The organism is Streptomyces sp. NPDC014894 (assembly GCF_043080985.1).
Taxonomy (GTDB): Bacteria; Actinomycetota; Actinomycetes; order Streptomycetales; family Streptomycetaceae; genus Streptomyces.
Genome location: NZ_JBIBWD010000007.1, coordinates 280357 through 302569, shown reverse-complemented (window position 1 = coordinate 302569; position 22213 = coordinate 280357). Strand labels below are relative to the sequence as shown.

The following is a 22213-nucleotide window of genomic DNA, read 5'->3' as shown; positions in this document are numbered from 1 at the left end:
CCCGGGGCCGTTCAGCCGGCCGTACGGTCACCGCGTCCGCGCGCGTGGGCGCACCCCGCGTGCCGCGCGGCCGCACCGCCGGCGCCCGGCCCCGTCCCCGTGCGCGCACCCGGCCCCGTACGGGCCGCCGCATCCGTACGGGCCGCCGCCTCCATCCCCGCGCGCACCGCCCGGCCCGCCGCCGAGTCCGCGTCGTACACGGTCCGGCCGCCGCGCAGCGTCAGCCGCACCCGGGTGTCGCTGATCTCCCGCACGGGGACCCGGGTCACATCCCGGTCCAGGACGATCAGATCGGCCGCCCGGCCCGGCGTCAGCGTCCCGACCCGGCGATCGAGCCGCAGCTGATACGCCGCACCGGCCGTGTGCATCCGCAGCGCCGAGGCCCGGCCGATCCCCTCCCGCTCCGGATACAGCGGCCCCTGGGTCGCGGACTCCCCCTCGCGGTCGATCGCCGTACGGATCTGGTTCCACACCCTCAGCGGATCGACCGGCCAGTCCGAACCGCCCGCGAGCACGGCCCCGGCGCGCTCCAAACTCCGCGTCGGATAAAGCCGGCGATGCCGCTCCGCGCCGATGTACGGGAGCAGCGCGTCCACCGTCCAGAGGTCGCGCATCGCCCATTGCGTCTGCATATTGGCCGGCACCCCGAGCCGGGCGAATCGGGGCAGGTCGTCCGGGTGGACCAGCTGGAGATGGGTGACGGTGTGCCGGGCGTCCCGGCGGCCGCCCGCGCGGAGCACGGCCTCGTACCCGTCCAGCGCGGTGCGCACCGCCCGGTCGCCGATGGCGTGCGTGTGCACCTGCCAGCCGTGGCGGTCGAAGAGCGCGGTCAGCTCCGCGAACTCGCGCGCGGTGGCGTACAGATCGCCGCGCCGGTCCGTCGGCCGCCCGTCGGCGCCGAGATACGGATCCAGCAGCGCGGCGGTCTGCGCGGGGTGCTCGATCACCCCGTCGAGGAAGAACTTGACCGTCCCGAAACGCACTCCCGGGACCGCTCCGTACCGGGCGCGCACCCCGCGCGCCCAGTCGAGCGCCGCGCGCGGGTCCCGTACGTCCGCCGACTCCAGCTGGAGCGCGGGGACGATCCGCTGCGGGAGGCGTCCGTCGCGGGACAGCGCGGCGTAGACGTCGAGTTCCCACTCGGTCGCGGTGGCATCCAGGAAGGTCGTGACGCCCTGGGCGGCGGCGCGGGCCAGCCCGGTGGCGGCCGCGGCGACGAGCAGATCACCGGGGATCGCCGGGAAGAGGTCGGTGACCAGCGACTGGGCGCTCTCCTTGAGCAGCCCGGCGGGCGATCCGTCCGGGTCCCTGACGATCTCCCCGCCGGGCGGGTCGGGGGTGGCCGCCGTGATCCCGGCCAGCTCCAGCGCGCGGCGGTTGGCCCAGGTGTTGTGGCCGTCGCTGCCGACGAGCGCGACGGGGCGGCGGGTGGCGAGCGGGGCCAGCAGCCGGTGGTGCGGCAGAGTGCCGAGGGGCAGCAGCCCCACCGGGTCCCACTCCTCCACCACCAGCCAGCCGTCCGGCTCCTCCGCCGCGCTCGCGGCGAGGAACCCCTCCAGCGTCTCCAGCAGCTCCGGGACCGTCAGCGCGCGGTGATCGAGCCCCGGCCGCACCGAGCGCGCGGCGGCCCCCACCGGATGCGCGTGCCCGTCCACGATCCCGCTCATCACCGTCGCGCCGCCCGCGTCCACCACCTCGGTGTCCCGCCCGGCCCAGCGGCGTACGACCGCGTCCGGTCCGGTCGCCAGCACCGTCCCGTCGCGGCCCACCGCGACGGCCCGCCGGGGGCGTTCGCCGCGTACGCCGGTGAGCACCCGGGCGTTGTGGACGACGAGCGCGGCGGACCGCCGCCGCCCGCCGGAGCCGGTCGCCGCCGCGGTCCCCGAGGCGGTGAGCGCGGCGGCGGCGCCGAGGCCGCCGGCGGTGGACAGCAGCTGTCTGCGCGGGAGTCGAGAGGTCATGGGGCCGCATCCTCAGCGGTCGCCGCCGTGACCGCCAATGGTTTTCGACCTCGCCGGGCGCTCGGGCGGACGGCTGCCCGGCCGGACGGCCGTCGGGCCGTCGGGCTCAGAAGTGGACGATCTTCACCGCCGTCACCACGAGGAGCGGCGGCCCGGCGATGTAGTAGCGCACGAGCGCCCCCGCCACACTGGCCAGCCGCCGGTCCTCCTCCTTCGGCGATCCCGCGGGTCCCGAGCCGTGCCCGTACGGATCCTCCCCGAGCGTCCTCGCGATCTCGGCGTCGAAGCGGAGGCGGAAGGCGGCCGGCATCTCGGCGTGGACCTTGTCGGCGTGGCCCGAGTACTGGATGCGGTACCGGCTCATGCGTCGTCTCCCGGCTCGGGGTCGTTCTGCCGGAGCACCCCGGCGTACAGTTCCGCCTTCACCTGGGCGATCAGCGCGTCCTCCGCCGCGAGTTCCTCCGGCGGATATCCCCAGCGCACGGTGGCGAAGGTCAGTTCGTGCCCCGGCGTACGGGCGATCTCCTCCTCGAACTCCGCGCGCCGCTCCTCGTCCAGCACCGCCCGGATCCCCTCGATCGTCGCCGGAAAGGTGACCGAACCGATCGGGAAGCCGGACCGGTACATCGGCGACGGAGGTTCACCCGTGAGGGGGTCGCGCGGCGGGTTGGTGGGGCTGACGGGCTCGCCGTCCCCGTCCACCACCCCCCGGAAGTCACCGGCTCTCAGCCGCTCGACCGCCTCGGGGTCCTCTCTCGCCGCACCCTCGGGCAGCGCCCAGTCGAGGATCACGTACACCAGACTCGCCCCCGGCGTCCGCACCGCCTCCGCGTCGAACTCCGCCGCCCTCTCCGCCGCGAGCCCCGCCCGCACGCCCCCCAGGCTCGACGGGATCTCCACCCGCCTCCCCGCGAGCGGAATACTCCACACCGGCCCTCTGTACTCGGTCATGACCGGCCCTCATTTCCCTCGGTGCGGTGGGTGTGCGTCTCGTGGCGGTGGTGCGGGCGGCACCTGTCGTGCCTGTAGTGCCACACGGTACGGAGCCCGGGGGTGCGCCGGGCCCGTCAACGGCACCCGCCCGCCGCCCCGTCCGGCTCCCGGGCCACGCTGAACCAGACCGCCTTCCCGGTCGGTCTGCTTCCCCCCAGATACGTCACCCCCCACGCGTCCGCACACGCGTCGATGAGCGTCAGCCCCCGGCCCCCTTCCGCCTCCACACCCGCCCCCGGGGCCCGGTCGAGCGGCGCGGGCCGGTCGTCGTGCACCCGCACCAGGACGGAGAGCGTCGTGATGACCGTGTCGATGCGGATCACGGCCGCGGTGGTGTGCCGGTGCACATTCGTCACCGCCTCCGACAGACACAACAGCACATCCTCCGCCCGCCCCGGATGCGAACCCCGCACCGGCCCGGCCAACCAGGCCCGGGCGCGCCCGGGAGCGGCGCGGCAGTTCGGAATGTCGATACGGATCAGGCCGACTCCGAGCGCCGGTTCATGCGTTAAGGCTGATGAGGGCGTCATGCCATGTCTCCCCACACAGTTGGACCCGCGCCGCCCGTCGCCGTGGCCTGGCCGCGTCCCGGGGCGCGCCCCAGGACGGGGCGCACGGCAGCGGCTGCACTGCGGTCGGTTACTGACGCGCTACGCGGTGCTACGAGGACCATAGGGGGCATATATGCGACCGAGCAACACTGCTCCCTCGAAGGAGGGAATCCGTAGACCGGCACTCCGTTCTCGCGGCACACTCAGCACCGACCAAAGGGGAGGGAACCCATGCCCACGAGGGACAATCCGACCGCACGGCAGGTGCGGTTAGGTTCAGAACTGCGAAAGCTGCGTGATGCCGCAGGGCGGACCGCACGAGAAGCAGCAGGGATGTTGTCCGTCGATCAAGCCAAGATCAGCCATATGGAAGCGGGCCGCATAGGCATCAGCGAAGAGAGACTGCGCCGACTGGCCTCGTTCTACCGCAGCGACGACAGCGCCCTCATCGACGCGCTCTGCGAGATCAGCACCGAGCGGCGCGGCCAGTACTGGTTCGACGACTACCGGGGCATTCTTGCGCCTGCCTTCCTCGACATCGCAGAGCTTGAGTGGCACGCCCGCGCCCTGCGATCGGTGCAGAGCCTGACAGTCCCCGGCCTGCTGCAAACCGAGGAGTACGCGCGGACCCTCTTCACCAGCATCTGGCCGAGGCTGCCCGCCGATGAGATTGACGCACGCATCGAGCACCGCATGAGGCGTGCCGAGATTCTCGACGGCGACGCCCCCGTTCCGTTCGCAGCGATCATTCATGAGGCCGCCCTGCGCATGCGTTTCGGTGGTCGCAAAGTTGCCCGCACGCAGCTCCAGGCCCTTATGGACAGCACCGAGCGCCCCAGCGTCACCTTGCGCGTCATCCCTTTCACCAGCGAGGTGTTCATCGAGGTCACGCAGCCCGTTCTCTACGCGACTGGGGTGGTCCCTCAGCTGGACACCGTTCAAGCCGACAGCGCGTTCGGCAACCACTTCCTCGGCGCGGAAGCCGAGCTGAAGAGGTACAGGATGTTGCTGAACACCGCGAGGCACGCTTCCCTCGAATCGGAAGAGTCTCGGCAACTCATCCACCACATCGCACGCGAACTCTGAAAGGCAGAGCAATGAGCGACCGCATCACGTGGCAGAAGTCGTCCTTCTCCGGCGGGAACGGGCCGAACTGCGTGGAGATAGCCCACCACGACGGCAGCATCCTCCTGCGCGAGAGCGACACCCCCACCACGGTCATCACCACGGACCGTGCCAAGCTCGCCGCCTTCATACAGGGTGTCAAAGCAGGCGAGTTCGACCACTTCCTCGACTGAGAGCCATCCGGCCGGTCACCGGACGACACCCGCCCCATATGGCCGGCCGGACTCACCACCCCGGCAGGGGCGCGCAAAGGCACAGTCCGATTTCGGCCGACCCCACCGCTTCGGGCCTCCAGGCCGGCACAACTGGCCACACTGAAACCGGAGCAGCCACCCATCGCATGAGGACTGAGGCCACGGCCATGGACAGAACCATCCACTGGCAGAAGTCGTCGTTCTCCGGCGCTGAAGGGGCGGACTGCATCGAGATGGCCCGGCTCGCCAGCACCATCCTCCTGCGCGAAAGCAACACACCCACCACCGTCATCACCACCGACCGCGCCAAGCTCGCCGCCTTCATACAAGGCGTCAAAGCAGGCGAGTTCGACCACCTTCTCGACTAAGAGCTGTCCGGTCGATCATGTGACGGAGGCAGACGGAGACGGCGGTGTTGCCTGTTCGCCCGGCGGCTACAGGTGCGCCGACTCCACCCTGCCCGTGAACCGGCCGCCCACTCGGCCGGCGAGCCAATGGACACGGGCGATCTGGTCACCGTCCCGGTCCTGGGCGTGCACGTGGACGGTGTGGTCCTGCGAGGGATCGTCCTGGTAGAGGTCGCGGGAGTTCACTGTCAGCGTGAGGTACGCGTACTTCTGCGAGATCGCCTCCAGCCCCGCTTCGGGAACCGCGGGCCACGCGTCCAGATCCCACCGAACAGCTCCGGCGTCCGACCCCAGAGCGACGATGAAGGGCTCGGCGAGGTGTAGCGGACGACCCCAGTCGAACACGTGGATCGGCAGGCAGTCCGCGGGGTCGTCGCCGGCCTCCGACGAGCCGTGCTCCTTGCCGGCCGACGCCCACCATTCGAGGTCGGGCAGTACGTGACGTACCTGCGCCAGGACGTCCGGCGATGTGATCACGGCTTCGAAGTCGACCTCTCCCTGACCGACGTCTGCGATGTCCAGCAATGCGCGCACCGCACGTATCGCTTCAGGCAGGTCGGCGGTGGTGAGGACAGCGGCCGCGGCAGAGTTGCTCATCCCGGAACCATAGGACGGCGCTGACAGGTCGGCCGAGCGGTTGTGACCTGCCTCGCGGTCGTCGGGACCGGAGCCGTATCGGCGGCGAGGCCACGGTGACGGCGCCGAGGACGACGTAACCGCGTGCGGCAGGGCCAAGGGGGGCCCGCGCCCCGGGCCTTCCCCGCGCCCGGCCCGTGGGGCGGGCGGGCGCGGGGTGGGCAGCGGGTCAGGCGGGGGATTTCTCCGGGGGCGGGGTGGGGAGGGAGATCCCGTGGGCGATGAGCCCGGCGGCGGCGAGGCCGGTCACGGCCAGGGCGCTGCTGATGAGGAAGGGATCGGCGCCGCCCCACGCGGGGGCGAAGCCGATGCCGACGTAGAGGGTGATGCCGGTGGCGCCGCCCAGTTGGTCGGCGGCCCGCTGGACGCCGGAGGCGATGCCCGCGTCGTCCTCGGTCACCCCGGTCACCGCGACGTACTGGAGCCCGACGATCCCGAAGCCCATCCCGGCGGCGATCAGCGCCATCGCCGGGACGAGCGCGGGACCGGACGCGCCGAGGTGCGAGACCAGGGCGATGGCGGCCATCGCCAGCGCGGTGAAGCCGACGCCGGCCAGGACGCAGACCCGCGCTCCCCACCGCCCGAGGAACCGGGGCACCAGCACGGAGGCGGCGATCAGGGAGAGGGCCAACGGCACCATCGTCAGACCGGCTTCGAGCGGGCCCGCGCCCAGCCGGTCCTGGAGGTAGTAGGTGAAGAGCAGGAACGAGGTGGACAGCGCCGCGCTCAGCAGCGCGGTGGCGAGGTTGGCGAGGACGCGCGGCCGGTTGCGGAAGAACCGCAGCGGGACCAGCGGGTCGGGGGAACGGCGCTCGACCCGGACGAACAGGGCCACCGCCGCCACCGCGCCGAGCAGCGCCACAGGCGGGAGCCACGGAGTCGTACCGTCCGACTCGCCCGCCTCGACGACCCCGAGGGTGAACAGCAGCGGGGCCGCGCTCAGCAGAAGCGCGCCGGGGAGGTCCAGGGGCGCGCGCCGGGCGGGCGGCTGGTCGACCGGCACGAGGACCGCCGCCGCGATGAGCACGACCAGGATGAACGGCACGGAGACCAGGAAGATCCACCGCCATCCGAACAGTTCGGTGATGATCCCGGAGACCACGAACCCGAGGACGAGTCCACAGCTCGCGACGGCCGCCCACACGCTCAACGCCCGTGACCTGCGCGGCCCTTCGGGGAACATGAGCACGATCACCGCCATCGCCGCCGGCAGCGCGATCGCCTCGCCCGCGCCCTGGAGCAGCCGTGCCGCCACCAGCAGCGCGAACGACGGGGCGAGCCCGGCCAGCAGGGACGCGGCGCCGAAGAGCGCGGTGCCGAAGAGGAGGACCCGCCGCCTGCCGAGCACGTCGCCCAGCCGGCCGCCGAGCAGCAGCAGCCCGCCCCCCGTGATCGTGTATCCGACGACGACCCAGGTCAGCGCGTGACCTTCGACGCCGAAGTCCGCGCCGATCGAGGGCAGCGCGATATTGACCACGGTCACATCGACCGCGATGAAGAACTGCAGCATGGCCATGCAGCACAGCACCAGCCACGCGCGCACCGAGGAGGATCCCTCCTGGCGCGCAGAGAGAATGCCTGAAAACACCAAGTGCTCCGTTGCTCAGAAGAAGTTCCGAGCAGCACCGACGTGCCGCTTCGGTTCGACCACGAAGCGACAGAGCGTTCAACGAGTGTGAGACGAACGCCCCGCCGCTAGCGGAGCGTCCTCGTCACCGCGGCGGCCGCCGCGCACGAAGCACCAGACATGGCGTCGACTCTACCGGAGGGGTCCCGGGGGCGACCGGCTCCGCGCGAAGTGCCGTGCCCCTAGGGGCCCCGAGGGGGATTTCCCCCCTCGCGGCCCGGGTGGTCGCTCCATGTCGCGGACGCGCGGCCGGCGGACATGATCCGTCCATGACTTCACGGCGAACGAGAATCCGGATGCTGGCCGGTGCGGCCGTCCTCGGCGGGGTGTCCGCCCTGCCGGCCCCGGTCGCGGCGGCGGCCGGCCCCGAGGGCGAGCGGGCGCGGGGCGGGGCCGTCGTCTCCGTCGAGCGGGCGGCCGACCTCACGGCGGAGGAGGTGGCCGGACGACTCCGGGAGGGAAAGATCGAGTCGGACCAGGTCCGCCACGGCGTGACGGCCTATCGGGTCGTCTACCGCACCACCGACAGCGCGGGCGCGCCCACGACCGCGAGCCAGCTCGTCGTCCTGCCCAGGAACGGGGAGCGCCGGCTGTCCGCCGTCTCCTGGCTGCACGGCACCACCGTCCACCGCAAGGACGTCGCCTCGGAGAATCCGAAGTCGAACGACCGCCTCGTGGCCCTGCTGTTCGCCTCGACCGGCCGGGCCGTCTCCGCGCCCGACTACGTGGGCCTCGGCTCGGGCGAGGGCTTCCACCCGTACGGGGATCCCCGGGCCACCGTCGCGGCCTCGGTGGACGGCCTGCGAGCGGCCCGGACCCTCGCCCACCGCGACGGCCGGGAGCTGAAGCGGAAGGTCCAGATCAGCGGGTTCTCGCAGGGCGGCCCCGCGACCATGCTGGTGGGCCGGGCGCTCCAGCGGGAGGGCGCCGACCGCTACTTCAGGGCGGGGGCGCTGGCCCCGGTCGGCGGTCCCTTCCACCTCTCCGCCTTCGAGGCCGCGGCCGCCGATGACAAAATCGACAAATCCGGTCTCTATCTCGCCTACTTCGCCGTCGCCTGGAACCGGATGTACGGCCTCTACGCATCGCCCGGCGACGCCTTCCGCTCCCCCTACGACAGCCGGGTGGAGACTCTCCTGGACGGTCATCACACCGTCGCGCAGATCGTCGCCGGACTCCCGTCGGCCTCCAAGGATCTGTTCACCGAGGATTTCCTCAACAAGGTCCGGAGGCCCGACGGCGTGCTCAAGGAGAGGCTGCGCCCGCTGGACGAGACCTGCGACTGGCGTCCCTCCGTACCGGTGGAGATCTTCCACGGCAGGGGCGACAAGGACGTCGACTTCGGTCACTCGGCCCACTGTTCCGACCAGTTGACGAGGAACGGCGCGGCGCACGGGCTGACCGACGTCGGCGACGTCGACCACAACCGGTCGGTGCGCGAGGCCGTGCCCCGGGTCGTCGCGTTCTTCGACGAGTCGGCGAAGTCGGGCTGAGACCTGCTGAGCCTGCGGCCTGACCGCAATCCGGCCGGCGCTGAACCAGCGTCGCTGACGGGATATGAAGGGCGGGCAGCCGAATTCGCCGGCTGCCCGCCCTTCATGGGGATCTATCCCTCGTCGATCCCGGCCCAGCTTTTCACCTGGCTCCACGCCCACATGCCGACGCCGAAGCCGATGCCCTTGGCGACACCGCTCACCCCGCCACGGGCAGCCGCACCGCCGACCCCGGGCTCCGCCGCCGGCTGCGGGCACTGATGCGCCTGTCCACCCCGAGCCGCCGACGGGGCCTCGATGGCCGGAGCCGCCGGGGAAGTCGTCTGCTGCTCAGGCGGTCGGTTGCTGCTCCTGATCCGGAAAGGCATTGCCGTTCTGTCCTCTCACCCGCGAAGGGGGGTGGAGGAGACCCTGCTCCTTGAAGCGCTCCCACGCACAAAGGTCCGCTCCACCCCAGAAAGGGAGGAAGCGGCGCTCTTATGGTCTGAGGGCCAGAAGATCAGGTCTGCCGATTCGGCACAAGGCTTGAAGGCGGAGCGGCGCTTCGGAGCGGAACACCATCACGATGAGGGCCAGGACGGCCATGAGGGTCAGGCGGTGCCTGACTGTCATCACACGATGTGGGCACGCGTGAGAAAGCGAGGTCAGCAACCCCGGATGTGGTTCTGAACCACGCTTCTCCAGCTCCATGGGCCAATTGTTCCACAGGTGCTCGCCGCCGACTGAGGTGTCACGTATGTGATTTCGGCCCCAGACCGCCGCCGCCATACGTGTCGTACGGAAGAAGGTCGGCCGCCATTGCCTCCGCTGAGCTGGAAACTCGTGCCTCCCGGCCCAGCCGGTCGGCCCACGCCGCCATCGCCACCGCGACCACCACGGGAATCGGCGACAGCCGGACGGCGAGGTCGGGTTGTCCGCGTTCCACGGGCCGAGCGTTCCGGGTCGCCGGACGGCCGGGCCGAGCGCGCGTGTGCTCGGCCGTGCCCGGGTGTGCTCGGCCGTGCCCGGGTGTTCCGGCTCGCGGCGCGGGCCGGAGCGTGATGGACCCCGTACCCGGGCGGCCGGCTCGTCCACGGCCCAGGTCAGGACGTCGCCGGGCGGGCGCCGTGTTCGGAGGCGAGGGCGGTGATGCGGGAGGCGAGGGCGGTGTCCAGGGCGGTGATCGCGTCGCCCGCGTCGTGGGTGGAGAGGGTGAAGGTGAGGGTGGTGTAGAGGATCCGGATGTCGGCGTGGTGATTGGCCTCGTCCTCGGTGGCGGCGACGGCCGCGTAGAGGGCGGGCAGGGCCGCCCGGTCGGCGGTGAAGGCCGCGGTGAGGCCGCCGTGCTCGACGCTCCAGGCGGGGAGGGCGGTCAGGGCCTGGTCGAGGGCGGCGGAGGTCAGCGGGGCGGCGGGCATGGGCGGGCTCCGTTCGGCGGGGACGTACGGCATCGGACCGGGACCGGCCGGACGCCGGGCTCCGGGCGCAGCCTCTCAGAACCGGGCGGTGGGACACGCCGGTCCGGGCGCGGCCCCGCGGAACGGGCCTCGGGACCCACCGGTCCGGCCGAGGGCCAGGGGCCCGGGCCCGGGCCGCGAGTCCGGGCCGCAGGTATCGGCCCCAGGACCGGGCCGCAAGACCCGGCGGCCCCAGGACCCGGCACCGGGGAGGCGACCCGGCTGACGCCGGTGCTCGTCACCCTGCACCCCGGCTCCGCCCTGGAGCTGCCGCTGCCGCTGCCGGACGCGGGCGGCCCCGCTCACTCCCCCGGGGGAACGGGCCGGTAGGTGCACACATGCACCCCCGCGCCGCTGACGGCGCTCGACACCAGCTCCAGCCTGCGCAGCCCGCCGTCGTCCGGGAAGACCGACTTCCCGCCGCCGAGCAGCACCGGCATGATCATGAGCCGGAGTTCGTCGACCAGGCCCTCGCTCAGCAGGGTGCGTACGAGGGTGGGGCTGCCCATCACCAGCAGATCGCCGCCCTCGGTCGCGCGCAGTTCCCGGATCCGGGCGGCGGCCTCGGAGCCGGCGAGGCGCCGGGTGTTGTGCCAGGTCAGATCGGCGTCGGTGAGGGTGCTGGAGACGACGTACTTCGGGAGGGCGTTCATCCGGTCGGCGAACGGGTCGCCGGCCCGGCCGGGCCAGGCCCCGGCCATCGTCTGCCAGGTGCGGCGGCCGAGCAGCAGGCCGTCGGCCTTGCCCAGCGCGTCGTCGAAGGCCCCGCCCACCACCTCCGCGTCGAAGAACGGGTGCGACCAGCCGCCGTGGGCGAAGCCGCCGTCGCCGTCCTCGCCGGGACCGCCGGGGGCCTGTACGACGCCGTCCAGGCTGATGAACTCGCTGATGATGATGCGCACCGGACTCGCTCCTCTGGGGCTGCGGGGGGTTACGCCGGATCAGACGACGACGGCGCTCCGGAATCATCGCCCCTCGGCGATCCCCGCGGTGTGATCCGGAGCACATGTCATGGCGCGGGGCCCGGACGCCGTACGCCGGACCCCGCGCCGTGCACCACCCCGGACGGACTCGGGCGAAACCTGACGAACCCTGACGGACCCTGACGGACCCGGGCGGACCCGGGCGGAGGGGATCAGAGGATCAGAAGGTCAGCTTCCAGCCGCTGATCAGGCTCACACCCCCGGCCGTGGTGTCCCGCGCCCGCAGACTCCAGGTGCCGCCCGCGGCCTCCGCCGAGACGTCCACGTCGTGGTCGGCGGCGAGCGGCGTCAGGTCGTACTGATCCTTCAGCCAGTAGACCGTGCCGTCCGGCGCGACCAGCTCCAGGGAGAGCCGGCCCTGGTGGACGATGTCCACATGGACGCGGACGATGCCGGGTTCGGCGACCCCGGCGACGTCTATCGGCGAGACGGCGGGCGTGCCGAGGGCGCCGCCGCCGGGCGCGTCCGGGATCGGCACGTCGGTGACGTTCTCGAAGACCGGGCCCGGGGGCCTGGGCGCCGGATTCCCGTACCTGGCCCCGACATTGACCGCGGCCCACGCGTCCATGACGCTCCGGTGGGCGGCGGAGGAAGCGCCGTACAGGTCGGCGGCCGCGCTGAGGGTGGCGGCGCGGGCCCCGGCGTAGTCGGTGGTGGAGATCATGTAGACGGTGAGGGCGCGGTACCAGATCTTCGCCGCGGCGGCCCGGCCGATCGGGGTGACCGGCAGTCCGTCGACGGTCGGGCTGTCGTAGGCCACCCCGTCGACGGTCTTCGCGCCGCTGCCCTCGGAGATCAGATAGAACCAGTGGTTGGCCGGGCCGGGCGACGCCGTCGCCCCGACCGGGCCCGGGTCGCCGGGCCGGGTGCCGATCCCGGGGTACCAGTAGTTCGGCGACCGGCCGTCCCGGGCCGGACGGTCCATGTGGCGCAGCGGAGTCCCGTCGCCGTGGAGGTCGAGCCGTTCGCCGATCCGGTAGTCGCCCTTGTCGACGGGGTTGGCCGCGTGGAACTCCGCCCCGGTGGCGAGGATGTCGCTGGTCGCCTCGTTCAGCCCCTGCGACTCCGCGGTGTAGGCCAGCTTCGCGGTCTCCGCGGTGAGCGCGTGGGTCAGCTCGTGGGCGGCCAGGTCGACGCTGGTGTGGACCTTCGTGGTGACGCCGTTGCCGTTCCCGTAGGAGACGCAGAAGCAGTTGCTCTGCCAGTACGCGCCGTTGAAGTGACCCCGGTTGACCCGGGAGGAGGGGCTCTCGCCGTCGTTGCGGGGGCCGTAGCGGGCGTGCACGTCCTTGTAGTAGTCCCAGGTGACCTGGGCCCCGTGGGCGGCGTCCGCCGCCGGGGTCTGGCGGTGGCCCGGAGTGCCGTCGCCCCAGATGTTGTCGGTGTCGGTGAAGAGCCGTGGCGCGTCCGTCCCGTGGTTCATGTCGTACGTCCGGTGCACGCCGTGGTCGGCGGAGACCAGGCTGTACGCGGGCCCGTACTGGAGGGTGCCCAGGGAGACCTGGCCGCTGTACTGCGTATAGCCGGTGCCCCTCTTCACCCCCTCGTAGCGGTACAGCTCGGCCCCGGTCGAGGCGTCGGTGATCACATGGAGTTCGCTGGGCACGCCGTCGCTCCGGACGCCTTCGACGACCGACTCGTGGGCGAGGACCGGGCGTCCGGCGGCGGCCCACACCACCGTACGAGGGGTGTCGGAGACGACGGCGTCGCGGATGCCGTCCTTCTCGGCGCGCGCCAGCGAACCGGCCCTCGCCTCGGCGGCGCCGCGCGCCGGGGTGGTGGTGGGGAGCGAGATCCGGGCCCGGGCGGCCCGGGTGACTCCCTCGACCGCGCCGGACGGGGCGGTGTGCACCACGAGGTCGCCGCCGAGCACCGGGAGGCCCCGGTAGGCGCGTTCGTAGCGGGTGTGCAGGGTGCCGTCGGCGTCCTTGAGGACCTGGCCCGGCAGCAGGGTCTCCGCGCCGCCGAGACCGATCGCGCGGGCGGTCCGCGCCCGGTCGGCGCGGGCGTCGGCCAGCAGCTCGGCGTGGTCGGCGGGGGTGAGCCGCGCCGGTTCCGCGCCCGCCCGGGCACGGGGCTCCGGCACGGCGGCGGACACGGTGGCGGCGGACGCGATTCCGGCCGGGCCGGCGGGCAGCGCCACGGCGAGCAGCGCGCCGGACGCGAGCAGGGCGGCCGCTGCCGACGCCTTGAACGGTGGTCTTCTCACTCGAACTCCTTCTGCGGAGGCCGCGGTCGGCGGCCGGAGGCAGGGCCCGTCCGGCGTGTGTTCCCGAACGGGGCAGAGCGGGAGGTGCGGGGGCTCCATGGGCCTGCACGGGGCCGTTACGGGGCCGTCCCGCCGCACCGGTGTGGCTGCGGGGGTGTGTGGTGCGGCAGTGGAAGAAGCGTTGCACCAAATCCGCCGGCGGTCCGCAGTCTTCCCCGGGTTGGCCATAACCGATCGCCCGCGGGGCCGGGGGCGACGCGCATCGGCCCGGCGGGGGCGCGGAGCCGTCCCGCCGTGGTGTGATGGCGGGGTGAGCCGCGCCGTGGAAGAGACCAACCGCCTGATGCTCAGGGCGCGGGACGCGATGGACCGGGCCTACGCCCAGCCGCTGGACGTTCCGGCGCTGGCCCGGATCGCCCATGTCTCCCCCGCGCACTTCGCGCGCACCTTCCGGACCACCTTCGGCGAGACCCCGCACCGCTATCTCCAGCGCCGCCGGGTCGAGCGGGCGATGTTCCTGCTGCGGGAGACCGGCCGGCCGGTGACCGACATCTGCTTCGACGTGGGCTTCGGCAGCCCGGGGACCTTCAGCCGGACCTTCCGCGACATCGTCGGCCGGTCGCCGAGGGAGTACCGGAAGGAGACGGCGGCGGCGAGCGTGCCGACGTGCTTCACGATGGCGTGGGCGCGGCCGAGCGGCTGAGCGTCCGACGGCTGAGCAGTTCTGGATAAGTTTCCGTCCGGCCGGGCCCGTAGCGTGATCGTCATGTTCAACGCCATCACGCACTCGCAGATATACGTCCTCGACCAGGACGAGGCCCTCGACTTCTACGTCGGCAAGCTGGGCCTGGAGGTCGCCGCCGACATCGACATGGGTCTGATGCGCTGGCTGACCGTCAACGTCCCCGGCCACCCCGAGCGCCAGATCATGCTGGAGAAGCCGGGCGCCCCGGCCATGTCCGAGGAGACGGCCCAGCAGGTCCGCGACCTGGTGACCAAGGGCGCGATGGGCGGCTGGCTCATCCTCACCACCACCGACTGCCGCAAGACCTACGAAACCCTGCTCGCCCAGGGCGTCGAATTCACCGAAGAGCCCACCGACCGCCCCTACGGCATCGACTGCGGCCTCCGCGACCCCTTCGGCAACCGCATCCGCTTCACCCAGCCGAAGACCTGAGAAACGGCCCCGGCCGGGTTCCTGGGGGGGGCGATGCGGGCCGCCGTGACGGGGGGCATGCGCCCCTGCGGCGGGCGAGCGGGGGCGGGGCCTCCGGCAGGCTGCCTGGCGGCACTTCCGCCGCGCTCCGGCCCAAGCCCTGTACGGGACGCCCCGGGCAGGGGGCAGGGCCCCGGGCCGCCTCGCGGCGAGCGGGCACGCGCCCCTGCGGCGGCGGGCGGCGGGGTTTCCGAGCGTCCGGCGGGCCGCCCGCCGCACTCCGGCCCAAGCCCTGTACGGGACGCCCCGGGCAGGGGGCAGGGGGCAGGCGCCTTGGACCGCCTCGCGGCGAGCGGGCGGTCCATCCGGCTGCCCGCCGGACCAGCGCTTCTGCCGCACCCAGCGCAAGCCTTGAAGGACCGGCCCGGCCCGGGCGATGCGGGCCGCCGTGACGGCGGGCGTACAAGCGGGCGGGCGGCCCCCGGCGGGCCGCCTGGCCGTGGTTTGGCCGCATCCGGCCCAGGCCCCGAGGGGCGCCCCGGCACGGGGTGATGCCCCACGGGGTGCTGCCTCCGGCGGCCCGCCGGGGCCGTGGCTCTCCGGGCGGCTGCGGCGATTCTTCACCATCCGCAAGCGGAAGGACCGCAGGGAGACTTCGGTGTCCCCGCCGCAGCCCTACGGCGACTCCCCGAACGGCTCGCCCGCGCGGCCCTGCCGCAGCACTGCCGCAGCTCTCCGGACAGCCCACAGCGGATGCCTCACCACCGCCTCGCGGCGCTCGCCCACAGCTCATTCCGGCAGCCCGCAAGCACACGCCCGCCCGCCCCCGCAGCGACCCGGGCGGCCGCGCAGCGGGAATCCTCCCAGCCCCCGGAGCCCCCGAAGGCGAGCGAGAGCCGCAGGCTCAAGGTGTCAGAAGAACATCCACGCCGGAGTCAGATTCCCATTCACCCCGAACACCACGGCCCCGGCCAGACAGGCCGGCGGATTGTTCGCGACCTGGGCGGCTTCCTGGGGGCTTCCGTAATTCCCCATCCAGCGCCAGGTCTCGCCCGCTCGCTGGGCGGAGAGGCGGGACTTGAGCTGGGTGCCCTCTTCGACCGAGAGGATCTGATCGGATCCGACGCTCCCGTAATCCTGGTCGTTCATCGCGGTCTCCCTTCACGGTGACCTATTTCCAGGATCCGCCTCCGGGGCGGTGCGCGCCACTTCGCCGGGGCGGCTCTCTCCGGGGTCCGGACGGGGGAATCACGTGTCGAGTGATATCGATTCCTGTGCAACCTATGCCCGTTCGCGACGGTCGAAAGAGAAGCACGGTGTGCCGCTTTGGGCGGCGTCCGTTCCCTGTCATCCGTCACGATCGCGATCCGGTGGGGTAGTTCATGAATACACGTAGTGTGACCTGCGGTCTGGCGCTGGTGGCCGCGATCGCGGTCAGCGGCGCGACCATCGCTCCGACGGCGTTCGCCGCGCCGGCCGGGGAGCGGGCGCGGAATTCCGCCCAGACCGCGCGGACGGCCGAGGCGGCCAAGGCGAGCGAGGCGACCGAGGCGGTGAAGTCCGGCGTACAGCCCTCGGCGGCCCGGGCCAAGAAACCGAAGGGCAAGCCGAAGGACGACTTCAACGGCGACGGATATCAGGATCTCGCCGTGGCCGCTCCCCACGCGACGGTGGAGAAGAAGAAGTCGGCGGGCTATGTCTCGGTGCTGTACGGCTCGAAGTCGGGTCTGAGGACCACCGGCAAGCAAGTGGTCCACCGGGGCACTCCGGGAACGCCCGGCATCCCGGCGAGCAACGACGAGTTCGGCAGGTCGATCAGTTCCGCCGATTTCAATCAGGACGGATACGCGGACCTGGCCGTCAACTCCTGGGGAAGGGGCCTGCCCGTCCCGGGTCGCAAGCATCTTGAGGTGACCGTCCTCTGGGGCAGCGCGAAGGGCCTCGGTCGCGGGAAGACCGCCGGATTCGCCACGGACGGGTACAACGAGGCGCTGGTGGCGGGGGACTTCGACGGCGACCGCCGTCAGGACATCGCGACCGCCCACAGCGACGGCGGCCTCATGGTGCTGCACGGACCGTTCAAGGCCGACGGCTCCCCCGCCGGGACGTCGTACACGCCGGAGGTCGACAACGAGGCGGCCCGGTGGGTCGGCGAGCTGACCGCCGGTGACACGAACCGCGACGGGATCACCGACATCGTCGGTCTGCACGGCTGGACGGGCGAGCGGCCCGGCACCGCTCTGATGTACCACTGGAAGGGCACGGCCGACGGCCCCGCCGATCCGCGTGTGCTCGGGAACCACGTCAACGAGGTGGTGAAGGGCGATTCCCTCGACCTCGGGGATGTGAACAAGGACGGCTTCGACGACATCGTCGTCGGCCAGACCGATCTGGACCCCTACGACGACACGGACAAGGCCGGCGGCCGGATCACCCATCTCCCCGGCTCGGCCGGCGGCCCCGTCGGCGTCAAGAGCCGGATCGTCGACCTGAACACCGCCGGTGTGCCCGGGACTCCCGCGAACACCAGGGGCTTCGGCTCGGGCGTGGCCGTCGGGGACGCCGACGGCGACGGGTACGCGGACATCGCGGTCGGGGCGTCGGAGAAACGGGTCTCCGGCAAGATACGGGCCGGCGGAGTGATCACCCTGCGCGGGACCAAGAGCGGACCGACAGGGTCCGGGGCCCGGGAGTTCACCCAGGACACCAAGAACGTGCCCGGCTCCGCCGAGAAGGACGATCTGTTCGGCTCGCACGCCAGGTTCCTCGACGGCGACGGCGACGGCCGCACGGAACTCGCCGTCACCGCGATCGGCGAGAACAAGGGCGCCGGCTCGGTGTGGGTCCTCCCGGCCGGCTCCGGCGGGATCACCGCCGCCAAGTCCCTCGTCTACGGCGGCAAGGCGCTCGGCACGGCCGCCGCCCCGGGCGAGCGGTTCGGCGAGCGGTACACCGACTGACCGGCCGGGACACCGAAGCGGTCTCCGGCGCTCCGGGCCGGCGCGCAGCGCCGGAGACCGCAGCGCCGGAGACCGCAGCGCCGGGTGCCGAAGGCCCGAAGCCGCAGCGCCGGGGCCCCAGGCCCCGGGCCCGTTCCCGATCATGGCGTGATCGACGCATTCCGCCGGGCGGACCGGCCCGCTCCCGTGGTAATCCACCGGGATGGACAATCTTGTGACCGCCCGGCTCGTCCTGCACCCCCTGAGCGCCGCCGAGGCGGAGCGCGTCGCCGTCGGCGAGCCGGGATCCGGCGATCTCTGGGCGGACGGCTATCCCGACGACGGCGACCGGACCGGGGCCATACGGCTGCTCGGACTCTGGGCCGAGCACGGCGATCCCCGACCCTTCGGGGCGTACGAGATCCGGCTGAAGGAAGACGGCCGGGCGATCGGCGGAGTCGGCTTCCACGGGCCGCCCGACGACCGCGGCGCGGTGACGGTCGGCTACGGCCTGGTCCCGTCGGAACACGGCAAGGGGTACGCGTCCGAGGCGCTGCGCGCCCTGCTGGAGCTGGCGCGCGGGCTCGGCATCGCCTGTGTGGAGGGCGACGCGGACCTCGACAACATCGCCTCCCAGCGGGTGATGAACGCCGTGGGGATGCGCCGGGTCGGCGAGGACGAGCGGCTGACGTACTACCGGATCGACTGGCCGGTGGACTGAGTGCTGTGAGCGCGGGAGCCCCCGTTCGGCGCGCGGGCTCCCGCCCGGCGCACTCGGGATCCGCGCGGCGCGGCGCGCGCCGGGCGCTCACCCGGTCGGCCGCCCGGCGCGCGGAGGCACGGGCGGCGCGGCGCGGGCGGGTGAGGGGCCCGGGCCCGGGGCCGTCGGGGAGACTGACCCCACGTGACCGAAGACCCACAGGGAGCGACCGCCATGCCCCGCCCCGCCCTCCCGTCCCGTGGACGGCCCCGACTCGGACGGGCGGCCGCCGCGCTCGTACCTCTCGTCCTGCTCGCCGTCCTCGGGGCGGGCACACCGCCCGCCCCCGCCCCCGTCTCCGCCTTCGCCGGGGAGCGGCGGCCGGCCGGAGCGGGCGATCCGCTGCGGCGGGGGCTGGAGGAGCTGGTGGCGCGGGACGGCTTCCCCGCCGGGCTCGCCGCCGTGCGCGGCGCCGGCGGCGGGCCGACCCGTCACTACACGGCCGGGGTCGCCGATCTGGAGACCGGCGCGGGAGTGCCGGTCGACGGGCGGGTGCGGATCGCGAGCAACTCCAAGTCCTTTCTCGCCACGGTCGTCCTTCAGCTCGTCGCCGAGGGCCGGATCTCTCTGGACTCGCCCGTCGAGACCCATCTCCCCGGGCTGCTGCGCGGCGACGGCGTCGACGGCCGCGAGATCACGATCCGCCGGCTGCTCCAGCACACCAGCGGGCTGCCGAACTACACCGACCACCTCGACCCCGACTGGTTCGCGTCCCGGAACGTCTACCGGGAGCCGCGCGAGCTGCTCGATCTGGCCCTGGAGCACCCCGCGGTGTTCCGGCCCGGGGCCCGCTGGGGCTACAGCAACACCAATTACGTGGTGGCCGGGCTGATCGTCCAGAAGGTGACCGGGCGGCCGGTCCGCGAGGAGATCACCCGCCGGATCATCGAGCCGCTGGGGCTGCGCCGCACCTATGTCCCGGTCGCGGGCGACCGCTCCGTACGCGGTCCGCACCCCCGGGGCTATCACCCGAGCGGACCCGAGGAGCGGCTGCGGGACATCACCGAGCTGGATCCGTCCTGGGGCTGGGCCACCGGGGACATGATCTCGACGCCCGGCGATCTCAACCGGTTCTTCTCCGCGCTGGCGGACGGCAGGCTGCTCGCCCTCGAGCAGCTGCGGCAGATGCGGACCACGGTCGACGCCTCACCGCTCGGCCCCGGCGTCCGGTACGGACTCGGTCTGGTGAGCACCCCGCTGAGCTGCGGCGGGGTGAGCTGGGGCCATGGCGGTGACATCCCCGGCTACAAGACGGTGAGCGGGGCCGCCGACGACGGCCGGGCGGTCACCCTCGCGCTCACGGTCATCCGCCCGAGGGGCCATCCGGCGGTGGCCGCCGCCAACGCGTACTACGACGCGGCGTTCTGCGGACCGGCCGCGTCCGCCCGCGCCGCGGAGTGAGAAACGGCCCCGCCCGGCGGAGGAGTCCGCCGGGCGGGGCCGGTGAGACGTGCGAGGCGAGGCGGGCCGGCAGGACGTGCGGGGCGAGGCGGGCCGACGGCCTTCGGACGGAGGCCAGCAGCCCTCGGTGGGCGGTCAGTTGGTGAAGATGAAGTACTTCCAGGGCCCCCGGGTGGTCGAGTTGACCGTGTCGCCGGAGGATCCGTTGAGGTACGAGGCGCGCACCCGCATCCGGTAGCCGGTGTCGTGCTTGCCGCCGAGGCGGACCCGGGCGACCCCGGTCGAGTCGAGCGCGAAGTACTCCTCGCCCAGGTGGTACCAGTGGCCCTGGTAGTAGTACTCCAGGCTCAGCAGCTCGGAGCGGTTGGCGAACGCCGTCATCCGGGTGGTGATCAGCGGGTCCGCGGTCTTCCGGAAGTAGTGGTACTTCTGGCCCGCGAGCTTGGCCGTCCTGTAGTGCTTGGTCAGCGTCGTCGACACCTTGACCTTGGTGCCGACCCAGCTCTTCGCCGACTTCGGCGCGGTGCGGGAGTCGCCGCCGAAGACGGCGGTGACGGTGGTGTCGCGGGTGAGTCTCACCTTCGCGGAGATCGTGCCCTTGCCGCCGACCTTGCCGGTCTTGACGAGCTTGCGCCCCTTGCCGTCCCCGGCCGGGTCCGCGTACAGGCTCACCGTGCGGTTCTTGTACGTCTTGCCGAGCTTGGCGGTGAAGTCGACGGTGGCGCCGTAGCCGTAGATCTTGTCGTTCTTGTCCAGCGACAGGGTGGTCCCGGCGCGGGAGACGTCGACCTTGTCGGAGGCGGACGTCCCGGCGTGGCGCTCGCCGCCCGCGTAGCTCACCCTGTAGGTGACCTTGCCGCCGGAGTACGGGGTGTCCTTGAAGGAGTAGGCGCCGCCTGCGCCGAGCTTCTTCCTGCCGAGGGACTTGCCCTTCGGGGACTCCGCGTCGGTCCGGACGACCGTGACCTCGGTGCCGGCCGGGAACGGCAGGGACGCCGTCATCTTCCCGTGGACCTTGAGGGACTTGCCCCGGGGGGCCTTCGCGGGCGCGTTGACCGTGAGCTTCGGGAGCGCCTTCGCGGGGCCCTCGAAGGTGCGCAGCGAGTAGACCTCTTCGCTGTTGACGCTCACCGCGAAGAGCCGTCCGGCGGACGGGTCGAAGGCGAGGCCGCCGGGCGCCAGCGAGTCCCCGGCGGTGTGGCGGCCGGTGTTCGGGAAGTCGTACTGCCGCACCGCCTTGGCGACGCCGGGCCGGTAGACGTGGACGTCGGGCGCGTAGGAGGCGTCGGCGCCCGCGGCGAGCGTGCCGCCGGGGGCGATGGCCACCGCGTTGGCGCTGTGCGAGGTGGGGTGCTTGCCCGCCGGGGAGAGGTCCGCGGTCCTGAAGCTCAGCAGGGCGTTGCCGCCGGTCGCGGCGACGACCCGGCCGCCGTCGGGGGTGAGCGCGGTGTCGTGGGCCCGGCTGCCGCTGCGGCCGAGGGCGGTCCGGGTGACCGCCGCGCCGGAGACGTCGTAGACCTCCAGGATCCCCGAGGAGGCGTCGGCCTCGGCGGCGACCAGTGTGTCGGGGGCGGCGGGCGCGGCGGAGAGCAGGGGGGCGCCGACCATGGCGGAGCCGGCGGGCCGCTGGGCGAGCGAGACGACGGGCTCGGCCCCGGAGAGGTCCAGCGAGCCGATGTCGCCGTTGTAGCCGAACCAGATCTTGCCGCCCGCGAGGGCGAGGGTCCTGGGGTCGGTGCCGGCGCCGATCGGGTGGCGGGCGGTGCGGGTGACCGTGCGGGTCTCGATCGCGACGACGCTGTCGTCGCCGGGGACGGCCGCGTACAGCTGCCGGGAGTCGGCGGAGAGGGCGAGTCCCGCCACACCGGGCAGCTGGGCGACGGTGGCCACGACCTTGCCGGTGTAGTCGGTGGCGACGATCTTCCCGGACTCGGGGTCGGACACGAAGACCCGGCGGTGGACGCCGTCGACGACGACGTCGCCCGTGGACTTCACGGGCAGCGTCCGGGCGGAGTCGGCGGCGGCTGCCGTCCCCGCGGCGCCCGCGACGACCGCCGCGGAGCTGAAGAGGACCGCGAGAGCCGTCGCGGCAGAGATGCTGCGCCTGCGCACAGTGATTCGTACCCCCACATGGAATCGCGTGGACACGCGAAGAGACGGGCCGCGCGGCACCCGTGGCGTCGTGGTGACGACGGCTCCCGGGGCGCGGCCTGGTGAAGCGCAGCGTAGGGCATGCTCCCGCCGGATCACACGGCGATTTCGCGCAACGATGTCATCACGGAACGCCGAGGTGGGACGGGCGCCGGGGGCGGCGGAAGGCCGGGGCCGGACGGAACGCCGAG

Annotated in this window: 20 protein-coding genes; 9 read left to right on the top strand and 11 right to left on the bottom strand. The window is 72.9% G+C overall.

The window, feature by feature from the left end:
• Positions 1 to 11: 11 nt before the first annotated feature.
• The 4 genes from ACF089_RS19095 to ACF089_RS19080 all read right to left on the bottom strand — a co-directional run bounded on the left by ACF089_RS19095 (position 12) and on the right by ACF089_RS19080 (position 3484).
• Entirely contained in the window at positions 12 to 1961 is a 1950-nt protein-coding gene (locus tag ACF089_RS19095; RefSeq protein WP_392027855.1) for an amidohydrolase, read from the bottom strand.
• 106 nt (positions 1962 to 2067) lie between these two features.
• Positions 2068 to 2325, bottom strand: a complete 258-nt coding sequence (locus ACF089_RS19090) for a hypothetical protein (protein ID WP_392027853.1) — start codon at positions 2323 to 2325, stop codon at positions 2068 to 2070.
• On the bottom strand, positions 2322 to 2912 hold the full coding sequence (locus ACF089_RS19085; protein ID WP_392027851.1) for a hypothetical protein: 591 nt from the start codon (positions 2910 to 2912) through the stop codon (positions 2322 to 2324). The genes ACF089_RS19090 and ACF089_RS19085 overlap by 4 nt, the downstream gene beginning before the upstream one ends.
• 116 nt (positions 2913 to 3028) lie before the next feature.
• Positions 3029 to 3484, bottom strand: a complete 456-nt coding sequence (locus tag ACF089_RS19080) for an ATP-binding protein (RefSeq protein WP_392027849.1) — start codon at positions 3482 to 3484, stop codon at positions 3029 to 3031.
• 252 nt (positions 3485 to 3736) lie between these two features.
• On the opposite strand from ACF089_RS19080, the gene ACF089_RS19075 reads away from it, so the two are divergent.
• The 3 genes from ACF089_RS19075 (at position 3737) to ACF089_RS19065 (ending at position 5192) form a co-directional block, all read left to right on the top strand.
• The gene (locus ACF089_RS19075) at positions 3737 to 4591 is read left to right on the top strand and encodes a helix-turn-helix domain-containing protein (RefSeq protein ID WP_392027846.1); all 855 of its coding nucleotides are present in this window, start codon (positions 3737 to 3739) and stop codon (positions 4589 to 4591) included.
• 11 nt (positions 4592 to 4602) lie between these two features.
• The gene (locus ACF089_RS19070; protein WP_392027844.1) at positions 4603 to 4803 is read left to right on the top strand and encodes a DUF397 domain-containing protein; all 201 of its coding nucleotides are present in this window, start codon (positions 4603 to 4605) and stop codon (positions 4801 to 4803) included.
• A gap of 188 nt (positions 4804 to 4991) precedes the next feature.
• Positions 4992 to 5192: a DUF397 domain-containing protein gene (locus ACF089_RS19065; RefSeq protein ID WP_392027842.1), complete on the top strand. Its 201-nt coding sequence runs from the start codon at positions 4992 to 4994 to the stop codon at positions 5190 to 5192.
• A gap of 66 nt (positions 5193 to 5258) precedes the next feature.
• Here the strand turns inward: ACF089_RS19065 and ACF089_RS19060 are convergent, their stop codons facing one another.
• Positions 5259 to 5828, bottom strand: a complete 570-nt coding sequence (locus ACF089_RS19060) for a hypothetical protein (RefSeq protein ID WP_392027839.1) — start codon at positions 5826 to 5828, stop codon at positions 5259 to 5261.
• 208 nt (positions 5829 to 6036) lie between these two features.
• A complete protein-coding gene (locus ACF089_RS19055) occupies positions 6037 to 7383 on the bottom strand; it encodes an MFS transporter (protein WP_392028177.1) in 1347 nt (448 codons plus the stop codon).
• Positions 7384 to 7763: 380 nt separating this feature from the next.
• On the opposite strand from ACF089_RS19055, the gene ACF089_RS19050 reads away from it, so the two are divergent.
• Complete coding sequence (locus ACF089_RS19050; RefSeq protein ID WP_392027836.1) at positions 7764 to 8987, top strand: lipase family protein; 1224 nt, start codon at positions 7764 to 7766, stop codon at positions 8985 to 8987.
• 1082 nt (positions 8988 to 10069) lie between these two features.
• Here ACF089_RS19050 and ACF089_RS19045 read toward each other — a convergent pair.
• The 3 genes from ACF089_RS19045 to ACF089_RS19035 all read right to left on the bottom strand — a co-directional run bounded on the left by ACF089_RS19045 (position 10070) and on the right by ACF089_RS19035 (position 13615).
• Positions 10070 to 10384 carry a 4a-hydroxytetrahydrobiopterin dehydratase gene (locus tag ACF089_RS19045; RefSeq protein ID WP_392027834.1) on the bottom strand — a complete coding sequence of 105 codons (315 nt, stop codon included), beginning with the start codon at positions 10382 to 10384 and terminating at the stop codon, positions 10070 to 10072.
• 341 nt (positions 10385 to 10725) lie between these two features.
• Complete coding sequence (locus tag ACF089_RS19040) at positions 10726 to 11325, bottom strand: dihydrofolate reductase family protein (protein WP_392027831.1); 600 nt, start codon at positions 11323 to 11325, stop codon at positions 10726 to 10728.
• Positions 11326 to 11566: 241 nt separating this feature from the next.
• Positions 11567 to 13615 (bottom strand): M4 family metallopeptidase, encoded by a 2049-nt coding sequence (locus ACF089_RS19035; protein WP_392027828.1) that lies wholly within the window; start codon positions 13613 to 13615, stop codon positions 11567 to 11569.
• Positions 13616 to 13925: 310 nt separating this feature from the next.
• On the opposite strand from ACF089_RS19035, the gene ACF089_RS19030 reads away from it, so the two are divergent.
• Positions 13926 to 14318 carry a helix-turn-helix domain-containing protein gene (locus ACF089_RS19030; RefSeq protein WP_392027826.1) on the top strand — a complete coding sequence of 131 codons (393 nt, stop codon included), beginning with the start codon at positions 13926 to 13928 and terminating at the stop codon, positions 14316 to 14318.
• A gap of 63 nt (positions 14319 to 14381) precedes the next feature.
• Complete coding sequence (locus tag ACF089_RS19025) at positions 14382 to 14792, top strand: VOC family protein (protein ID WP_392027824.1); 411 nt, start codon at positions 14382 to 14384, stop codon at positions 14790 to 14792.
• 891 nt (positions 14793 to 15683) lie between these two features.
• Here ACF089_RS19025 and ACF089_RS19020 read toward each other — a convergent pair.
• Positions 15684 to 15920, bottom strand: coding sequence for a hypothetical protein (locus ACF089_RS19020; RefSeq protein WP_392027821.1), 237 nt, complete (start codon positions 15918 to 15920; stop codon positions 15684 to 15686).
• A 233-nt stretch (positions 15921 to 16153) separates the two neighbouring features.
• On the opposite strand from ACF089_RS19020, the gene ACF089_RS19015 reads away from it, so the two are divergent.
• From ACF089_RS19015 to ACF089_RS19005, 3 genes are all read left to right on the top strand, one after another.
• Complete coding sequence (locus ACF089_RS19015; protein ID WP_392027818.1) at positions 16154 to 17731, top strand: FG-GAP-like repeat-containing protein; 1578 nt, start codon at positions 16154 to 16156, stop codon at positions 17729 to 17731.
• Positions 17732 to 17933: 202 nt separating this feature from the next.
• Positions 17934 to 18431 (top strand): GNAT family N-acetyltransferase, encoded by a 498-nt coding sequence (locus ACF089_RS19010; RefSeq protein WP_392027816.1) that lies wholly within the window; start codon positions 17934 to 17936, stop codon positions 18429 to 18431.
• Between the two features lie 183 nt (positions 18432 to 18614).
• Complete coding sequence (locus ACF089_RS19005; RefSeq protein ID WP_392027814.1) at positions 18615 to 19871, top strand: serine hydrolase domain-containing protein; 1257 nt, start codon at positions 18615 to 18617, stop codon at positions 19869 to 19871.
• A gap of 135 nt (positions 19872 to 20006) precedes the next feature.
• Here ACF089_RS19005 and ACF089_RS19000 read toward each other — a convergent pair whose 3' ends face one another.
• Entirely contained in the window at positions 20007 to 21983 is a 1977-nt protein-coding gene (locus ACF089_RS19000) for a YncE family protein (RefSeq protein WP_392027812.1), read from the bottom strand.
• Positions 21984 to 22213 lie beyond the last annotated feature (230 nt).

What these genes read in the sequence shown, in the direction of transcription:
- ACF089_RS19095 (WP_392027855.1), bottom strand. Translation starts at nt 1,961, where the DNA reads ATGACCTCTCGACTCCCGCGCAGACAGCTGCTGTCCACCGCCGGCGGC.
- ACF089_RS19090 (WP_392027853.1), bottom strand. Translation starts at nt 2,325, where the DNA reads ATGAGCCGGTACCGCATCCAGTACTCGGGCCACGCCGACAAGGTCCAC.
- ACF089_RS19085 (WP_392027851.1), bottom strand. Translation starts at nt 2,912, where the DNA reads ATGACCGAGTACAGAGGGCCGGTGTGGAGTATTCCGCTCGCGGGGAGG.
- ACF089_RS19080 (WP_392027849.1), bottom strand. Translation starts at nt 3,484, where the DNA reads ATGACGCCCTCATCAGCCTTAACGCATGAACCGGCGCTCGGAGTCGGC.
- ACF089_RS19075 (WP_392027846.1), top strand. Translation starts at nt 3,737, where the DNA reads ATGCCCACGAGGGACAATCCGACCGCACGGCAGGTGCGGTTAGGTTCA.
- ACF089_RS19070 (WP_392027844.1), top strand. Translation starts at nt 4,603, where the DNA reads ATGAGCGACCGCATCACGTGGCAGAAGTCGTCCTTCTCCGGCGGGAAC.
- ACF089_RS19065 (WP_392027842.1), top strand. Translation starts at nt 4,992, where the DNA reads ATGGACAGAACCATCCACTGGCAGAAGTCGTCGTTCTCCGGCGCTGAA.
- ACF089_RS19060 (WP_392027839.1), bottom strand. Translation starts at nt 5,828, where the DNA reads ATGAGCAACTCTGCCGCGGCCGCTGTCCTCACCACCGCCGACCTGCCT.
- ACF089_RS19055 (WP_392028177.1), bottom strand. Translation starts at nt 7,383, where the DNA reads ATGGCCATGCTGCAGTTCTTCATCGCGGTCGATGTGACCGTGGTCAAT.
- ACF089_RS19050 (WP_392027836.1), top strand. Translation starts at nt 7,764, where the DNA reads ATGACTTCACGGCGAACGAGAATCCGGATGCTGGCCGGTGCGGCCGTC.
- ACF089_RS19045 (WP_392027834.1), bottom strand. Translation starts at nt 10,384, where the DNA reads ATGCCCGCCGCCCCGCTGACCTCCGCCGCCCTCGACCAGGCCCTGACC.
- ACF089_RS19025 (WP_392027824.1), top strand. Translation starts at nt 14,382, where the DNA reads ATGTTCAACGCCATCACGCACTCGCAGATATACGTCCTCGACCAGGAC.
- ACF089_RS19020 (WP_392027821.1), bottom strand. Translation starts at nt 15,920, where the DNA reads ATGAACGACCAGGATTACGGGAGCGTCGGATCCGATCAGATCCTCTCG.
- ACF089_RS19015 (WP_392027818.1), top strand. Translation starts at nt 16,154, where the DNA reads ATGAATACACGTAGTGTGACCTGCGGTCTGGCGCTGGTGGCCGCGATC.
- ACF089_RS19010 (WP_392027816.1), top strand. Translation starts at nt 17,934, where the DNA reads ATGGACAATCTTGTGACCGCCCGGCTCGTCCTGCACCCCCTGAGCGCC.